Below are 7,198 nucleotides of genomic sequence, written 5' to 3' on the forward strand. Positions count from 1 at the left end.
AAAGGACGAGGGGTTTGTTTCCATAGCCAATCAACAGGACTGGGTTTCAGTGCCTTATAGCTACTGATCATACCGATAACTTTTTTGTCCATAGTTTTGGACATAGCTTAATTTCCTAACTCATCAATTTGAAGTTGATAATAATTTGATCAGCTTAGTTTCAGCTTAACGTAAGCATTTAGCTATCAGCTAAATGCCGTTGGCCACGCTACTTGAGGTGCTATCAGCTATCAGCTATCAGCCTATGCGCTACTTGAGGTGCTACTGTTCGCGCAGCGTGCCCGTAGCGCAATCGGTGCTTTTGAATCAAATAAGCTGACGGCTGACGGCTGACGGCTGACGGCTGACTGCTTACAGCTTAACTTACTTAACTTCATTGTCAAATTCTAATTGTAAACTTACTTGTTAACTTAATTTTCAACACTTTAGCCATTGGGACAGATCCCGACCAATCAAATCTTGAAGCTGGAGGATATCCTCGCGATAGAATTCAATCAATTGCTTCCGCACTGCTGGTGATAACTTAGGTTTACCACGATTTAAAGATCTAATCTTGTTAACTAGTTTATCCCTTAGGCTAGTAGGAAGCAATGGACTTAGAATTGATTTAACTGGGTGCGGTTGGTTCAAAAATGATTCCAACGCTTTGTTTTTGGGAAGGCGAGGAGCTTGCCTAACTTTTTCAGATATATCTGGGGTAAAGGTATCGTCTATCTCCAAAAAACCAAACATATCTTTCAGCATACCTAGAGGATTATTATTCAAATCTTCGTATAGGTAAACCTTAATCTGGCTTTTTTCAAAGGTATCATAATAACGCTTAATTTGGACATAGTAAAGTCCCTGGTGTTTATAGTGCCAGAAGGACCACCAGTTATTTTGAATGCGCTTCTCTTCTTGGTCAAGAGCCTCAGCAAAATCCGTTAGTGGTTCGCGCTCTTGCTTGAGTAAATGTAAATAGTTGGAATAGGCTCTTTCTGCTGGATCTCGAACAATTGCGATCAGTTTTGCCTTAGGAATGTAGTACTTTATGCGTTCAACAGATTTCGCAAGGTAGAGATAACTTGTAGATGCTTCACCAATAGCTACTTGATTAGTTACCTTTTTAAATAGTTGACGATAGGCGTCAATATCAGTGACAATAAAATCAGCTTCTTTTTCATCTCCCAACCCACGGAAATCTAAAGTTTCCCCTTCAAAAGCAAAAAACCTAGGTTCCTTGGAAGGACTCATGTAGATTTGCGGATGCTGCTTTAGATATCGATAAATTGAGGTAGTTCCAGCCTTAGCTGCACCTAGGATTAAAAAGTTCGGCATTGTCATGAGTCTATCTAGTTAACTGCTCCTTGATAAAGTGATCTTAGAAGGTGTTTAATCAAGTCCTTAGATTAGACATTAAATGATCAGGAGAGGGGGGCTGACCTTGTCATGTGGTCATGTCTTATTCTTTCCTATTCTTGACCTGATCTCCCCATCACCTCATCACCCGATCTCGAGGTCTCGAGATCGGCAAGTATTTCTAGTAAGCATAACCGAAATTGAGATCAGTAAGTGGGTTTTTTATACCCACTTATCAGGGGCTGGTGGGTACTCCTCTGTCAGCCGTCAGCTGTCAGCCGTCAGCTTAACATAAACCTATGCAGGCCTATGGCCACGCTACGGGAACGATAGAATTTAATTATTGAGAGATTGATGAGAATTGAAAGTCTGGTGAAAAGCCTTTGGCCATGCTAATTGAGGTGCTTTGTGGCACAAGCTTCTAGTTTTTGCTATAGGCCACAAGCGCTGTGACTTAACTCAGCATTATTCGAATGCTTACCTCTTTGATTCAAAAGCACCTCAAGTAGCACCATCCGTAGCGCATTAGCTGATAGCTGATAGCTGATAGCTGATAGCTGATAGCTGATAGCTGATAGCTGATAGCTGATAGCTGATAGCTGATAGCTGATAGCTGATAGCTGATAGCTTACTTTAACCCTAAGGGTAACCATATTAATCAGATATTATAGGATGTATAGATTCTGCTACATTGCTCATAATTTTGGCAATTCTATTTTCCCAAGAGAACTGACGCCCCCACTCAATTTGAGCGGCATAACCATTCACGTTTCTGGGATAGGTTTCTAATACCTGCTGGAGGCAACGAGTCAATTGAACTGGGTTATCTGGTTCACACCAGCCAGCAATAGCACTCGAAGATTTAAATTCCATCAACGGGGGAATTTCCGTCGCCACAATCGGAGTTCCTGAAGCCATATACTCAAAGAGCTTCAGAGGAGAGGTAAAGGTAGCCGCCTCACCAGAACAGTGAGGATGAGCCAACACATCAGCAGCTTGGAGTAAGCTGGGAAGCTGCTGGTGGGGAATATAACCTAAGAAGGTAACATTGTTAACTTGTTTTTCCCTAGCTAGCTGCTGATAAGACTGTACTTGAGATTGATTGCCACCAGCAAAGACAAATTGAATCTGTGGTAATTCTTTAGCAACATCAACTAATAAGTCTACCCCTTTGAAGCGATAGAGTCCTCCTGAATAGACCACTAACCTTTGACGGTTATCCACCAAAAGTTTTTTGCGCCATTCAGAGGCTTGTTCTGGTTGTCTTACTAAAAAAGACTGATTGAAGCCACTATGGAGTTTGATAATCTTTTCTGGGGGCATACCCCTACGAATCATATCGTCCCGAATATTATCAGCTACGGTGACTGCGACTTGAAAAAGTGGGTTTTGGACAATCGATTGATCATAGTCACTTTTTTTATAATGTTCCCGCTCATAAATGACTGGTATACCATATTTGATGGCTGTTTTCACTAAATTCCAATCCAAGGTGTGTAAGATTTGAGTATGGGTAAAAATATGAATTGGAAAATAGTAACGACAAACGATTGTGCTGGGGCTAGTCAGTTTCCCTTTCATGTGACCAATGGGCCAAGGCATAGCTAGGGGAGCCACCTTGAGCTGATCCTGAATACTGTAAAACTTGGTTAGATTTTCCGGTGGCTGTTGGAGCCGAAACGGATACAGCCAGTCTAAGGGATTCAGGGATTTCTCTGGGGGGTGAAGATAGACTAAAACAGTAGAATAACCAAGGTTAGCAGCAGCATTGGCGGAATTGACATCATGAACTAAGTGGGCAGCATTGGGTTGAGGTAAAGTATTTCTGGTAAAAAAGATATAGTGTTTATTCATTATTAGTTTAGAAGTGTTAATTGATCAGATATTCTGTTTGCCATTAATACTTAAGTAGTCTATTTCCTAAGCTCTCTACCACCATACTGCCCAAATTTTACCAAGCTATCCCCTTATAACACTCTTGCTTTTCATAAAACCATCCCGTCGGGACATCTCTAATTTCCAGCAATAGGGCTATTGCTAATGTCTGCTATTGAAGATGGGGCAACGGATTGGTTAACCCATTTAACAGATGGATCGATAATCGTCAACTACCAATGACCAATTACCCGATCCAATTACCCGTACTCGGATATGATCAGTAATCAACCGAGTACGGTATCATATCTCACATCTTTGGTCATCAAACTCGTTTTATCTACGGTAGATATTCTCAATCATTTGTATAAAAAATCACATAAAATCCTGAGGGATCAATTAGGGATCAATTAGGAGAGAAGCTTATTTTTAATAAAAATCACCTAGTCTTGGAGTGCCAATTTGGCCGAAATATTAAAACATGTAAACACTATTAATAAGTATTGTTAAATTAATTACCAAAAAAATAAGACTTAACTACAATAGTTAAGGAAAGATTAACGATTACTGCCTCCAGATTAATCAGTTGAGTGGTCAAACCTAACTAGTACAAGACGGCACAAATAAAGCTACCATTCAAAACAAACTAAAAGCTGACATCATCAGCTTTGTTAATTTTAAGGTGCGCGCCTCCTAGGGCGAGTAAATCGCCCTTGGGTCGCACCTGAAGAATTCATTTTGAATTTCGCAAAGCGGTACTAGTAGATGGTTGAACCAGGGTCGGTGCTTGTTAGAGGCAGTCATTTTTTAATAACTGACTGAATCAAACAAGGTTTAACATGCAGATAACACAGAAAGTTTACTGTCCTAATTGTGGCAGTAGTGCTCAAAGGATTTATTATCAAAACACTCACCTAACCCAGACTCAATGCCCCGTCTGTGATTATTTAATGATTAGCTGCTCTCGCACTGGCAGGGTGGTTGAGGCTTATGCCCCTGGCATCTATGCTCCTAGTGCTTAAGTAATGAGGGGGTGAGGGGGCGAACTCATAAGGGTAGGTTTTTAACAGAAGGGTTAGTAAAACGTCCCTTCTTGATGCAGCGCGGTCATGGGGGTTTCCCCCATGACCGCGCTGCATCGCTTATATTTTGTTCGCCTCCATCCTATCTAACCAACGTTTAAAACATGACCTTAAAACATGACCTTAAAACATTACTTCTAACTACTTCTAGATGCTCTAAGTTGTCCACAAGCGGCGTCTTTGTCAAGACCACGGGAATGGCGTACACTGACAGCAATGTGTTGCTGCTTAAGAGCTTCAACAAAGCCTTGAATCCTGCGGTAATTAGGACGCTGGTAATCTACTTCACTAATGGGGTTGTAGGGAATCAAATTGACATGACTCTGAAACCCCCTCAGGTTCTTAGCCAACTCAACAGCATGTTCTCGACAGTCATTCAGTCCACCCAAAAGGATGTATTCAAACGTCACTCGGCGACTGGTTAAGTTTACATAGTCTCGACATTCATCTAATAGTGCTTTGAGAGGATAGTGCTTGGCACTAGGAATCAGTTGCTCCCGTAGCTGCTGATTTGAGGCGTGTAGACTGACGGCAAGGGTAACTTGTAGTTGATGCTGAGCGAGTTGGCGGATACGACCGGGAATACCAACTGTTGAAATAGTAAGCGATCGCGCTCCAATCCCCAGGTCCTGATTAAGAGACTTCACTGCACCGACCACAGCTTCGGTATTCAGCAAGGGTTCTCCCATACCCATAAACACGACATTGCTGACTCGTTCCTGAAAATCTTCCCTCACTGTTAAAACCTGATCGACAATTTCATGGCGAGCCAGATTGCGAGTGAATCCGCCTTTACCAGTAGCACAGAAGTCACAAGCCATGGGACAACCGACCTGAGAAGACACACAAACGGTCAGACGCTTTGGTGTGGGAATACCGACAGTTTCAATAATTTGACCATCTGATAACTGGAGCAGGTATTTTACCGTACCATCCTTTGCTTCTAAGCGGTAGTGTAACCTTGAGCGACCAATGGGGACATCGGCTACGGTGTTACGCCACTGTTTAGGAAAGACGGAAATTTCAGAAAGCGATCGCACTCCTTTTTCATAAATCCATCCATGTAACTGACGCCCTCGATAAGCCGGTTGCCCCTGTTGTTGTATCCAGCTGGTTAACTCTGTTAAAGAAGCTCCTAACAATGGCGGAATTGAGTTTACCAGTGGTGAGACCGACCCACTGACATTAGTCATGGTTTGGGAGTTTGAACCATTGCTACTGAGGTCTGGTTGAGGGATAGAAACATCTGGGCACATAAGGGCTTTAGGGGAAATAGGATATAAGGATATAATCAGAGTCAGTAATTATAACAGGAATTATCGTTAAGTTAGAGCTAATTTGTAAAGTAAATATTAAGAAGCCTGAAAACCTTGCTATGATTGTCTTTTTGGTATTAAATAGTTCAATTGTTCTAGTTGAGCGCAAGCCTTATCCTACAAGGATTACAGCGAGTTTACAAATCAGCTCTAAACTACCAATAGCAAAACTTTTCGCTTCTTACTCGGCGGAACCAGTGCCGATGGTTTTTGTTTCAACTATCAGAAGACTGCTGGAGCACCTTTGTAACTTGTTCAACCTTTAATTCTAAAGCTTGGGCAACTTGTTCTACGGTTAAACCCAACGCTAACAACCGAGGTATAGACTTTAATTTGCCTTGAATTTCACCTTCTTGTATGCCTTCAAGTCTGCCTTCTTGTATACCTTCAAGTCTCCCCTCCTGTATACCTTCAAGTCTACCTGCTTGTATGCCTTCGGCTAAAGCCTCCTGATAAACTTTGGTTTGCCGTAAATCACTTAAGCTAAACATCCCTTCGATCTCCGTGCGACTGAGTTTGGGTAACTTATACACCAGTATGGTCTCTATTAATTGTAGAAGTTCTCGCTTTTGTCTTTCATTCTCTATCTCCTCAGTGGTTCGTTGAATCAAGTCTTGAGCAAGTGCGATTGCAGAATCTTCCTCAGTGACAATTAGCTGTACTGTGGCGATACCCACCGATGGTGCAGAGGTCTCGGCTAATTCATCGAGATAAATCCGAGATACCCTTGGGGAATTGAGTAATTCTTGATATTGTTGAGTTGCTCCTTTATCCACATTGCGGCTCGGGCGTGTTTTCAAAGTTTTCCACAAGATTATGATCCCCCCCAGCCCCCCTTAAAAAAGGGGGGAGCCATACTCAAAGTCCCCCTTTTTTAAGGGGGATTTAGGGGGATCTCCGAGTTTAAAAACACGCCCTAGGGTAAATCACCACAAAATTGGACTTCTACAAAATAAATTGGTTGTTGGGCTGTGGTAGTTGTAGGCAGAAAGACTCCATCAATTCTAAAAGCTAGTTGTTTAACTTCCACAGAGGCGAATTGATAAGCTTGTGCTTCTGTAGGGGAATGGTTAATTAATTCAAATAAGATGCTGGGAAACGATTGAAACAGGCGATAGAAGATGGTGTCGGTTTTCACATTAAGGTCATTATTTAACTATACCTATACCTATAGTATCATGAATAGTAATGGTAATGGTAATCATAAAAATATAATCGGGAATGTAGTTAAACCAGACACAAGCAGGGAACCCGCCCGTATATGGATGTATACTTGGAATGGAGTGAATTAATATACCCTAGAGGCTGTTGAAAGTCAAATCAGACAGAATCAGACCTCAAAAACGGCTGCCTAAGAGGTTGTCTGAGAAGTTTCATTTGCAACATCCAAGCCCCCTAAATCCCCAAAAATTGGGGGACTTTTAGAAGCCAATTGACTCTTGTTCCCCCCAAATTTGGGGGGCTAGGGGGGCAAAATTCAGTATAAAAAAACTTTTCAGATATCCTCTAACTCTCATAACCGATTCCCGATTCCCGATTCCCGATTCCCGTTCCCCTCCCAGGAGGGGAACGGGAATCGGGAATCGG

General features: G+C 42.0%; 8 protein-coding genes. 1 reads left to right on the plus strand and 7 read right to left on the minus strand.

The features are described from left to right. Positions 1–242 precede the first annotated feature (242 nt). The 4 genes from F6K37_RS28210 to F6K37_RS28225 all read right to left on the minus strand — a co-directional run bounded on the left by F6K37_RS28210 (position 243) and on the right by F6K37_RS28225 (position 3,192). Positions 243–377 (minus strand): hypothetical protein, encoded by a 135-nt coding sequence (locus F6K37_RS28210; protein WP_267872030.1) that lies wholly within the window; start codon positions 375–377, stop codon positions 243–245. Positions 378–417: 40 nt separating this feature from the next. Then, on the minus strand, positions 418–1,323 hold the full coding sequence (locus F6K37_RS28215) for a sulfotransferase family protein (RefSeq protein WP_287253735.1): 906 nt from the start codon (positions 1,321–1,323) through the stop codon (positions 418–420). Positions 1,324–1,769: 446 nt separating this feature from the next. Then, positions 1,770–1,991, minus strand: a complete 222-nt coding sequence (locus F6K37_RS28220; protein ID WP_287253736.1) for a hypothetical protein — start codon at positions 1,989–1,991, stop codon at positions 1,770–1,772. Between the two features lies 1 nt (position 1,992). Beyond that, positions 1,993–3,192, minus strand: coding sequence for a glycosyltransferase (locus F6K37_RS28225; protein ID WP_008184352.1), 1,200 nt, complete (start codon positions 3,190–3,192; stop codon positions 1,993–1,995). Positions 3,193–4,052: 860 nt separating this feature from the next. Here F6K37_RS28225 and F6K37_RS28230 point away from each other — a divergent pair. Further along, a complete protein-coding gene (locus F6K37_RS28230) occupies positions 4,053–4,235 on the plus strand; it encodes a replication restart DNA helicase PriA (protein ID WP_071986879.1) in 183 nt (60 codons plus the stop codon). A 197-nt stretch (positions 4,236–4,432) separates the two neighbouring features. Here the strand turns inward: F6K37_RS28230 and rlmN are convergent, their stop codons facing one another. The 3 genes from rlmN to F6K37_RS28245 all read right to left on the minus strand — a co-directional run bounded on the left by rlmN (position 4,433) and on the right by F6K37_RS28245 (position 6,749). Then, on the minus strand, positions 4,433–5,488 hold the full coding sequence (rlmN, locus tag F6K37_RS28235) for a dual-specificity RNA methyltransferase RlmN (RefSeq protein WP_287253741.1): 1,056 nt from the start codon (positions 5,486–5,488) through the stop codon (positions 4,433–4,435). A 338-nt stretch (positions 5,489–5,826) separates the two neighbouring features. Then, a complete protein-coding gene (locus F6K37_RS28240; protein WP_287253739.1) occupies positions 5,827–6,411 on the minus strand; it encodes an Rpn family recombination-promoting nuclease/putative transposase in 585 nt (194 codons plus the stop codon). A 116-nt stretch (positions 6,412–6,527) separates the two neighbouring features. Further along, entirely contained in the window at positions 6,528–6,749 is a 222-nt protein-coding gene (locus tag F6K37_RS28245) for a DUF2887 domain-containing protein (protein WP_502887783.1), read from the minus strand. Positions 6,750–7,198 lie beyond the last annotated feature (449 nt).

This window comes from Moorena sp. SIO4E2, assembly GCF_010671945.1.
In the GTDB taxonomy this organism is placed as follows: domain Bacteria; phylum Cyanobacteriota; class Cyanobacteriia; order Cyanobacteriales; family Coleofasciculaceae; genus Moorena; species Moorena producens.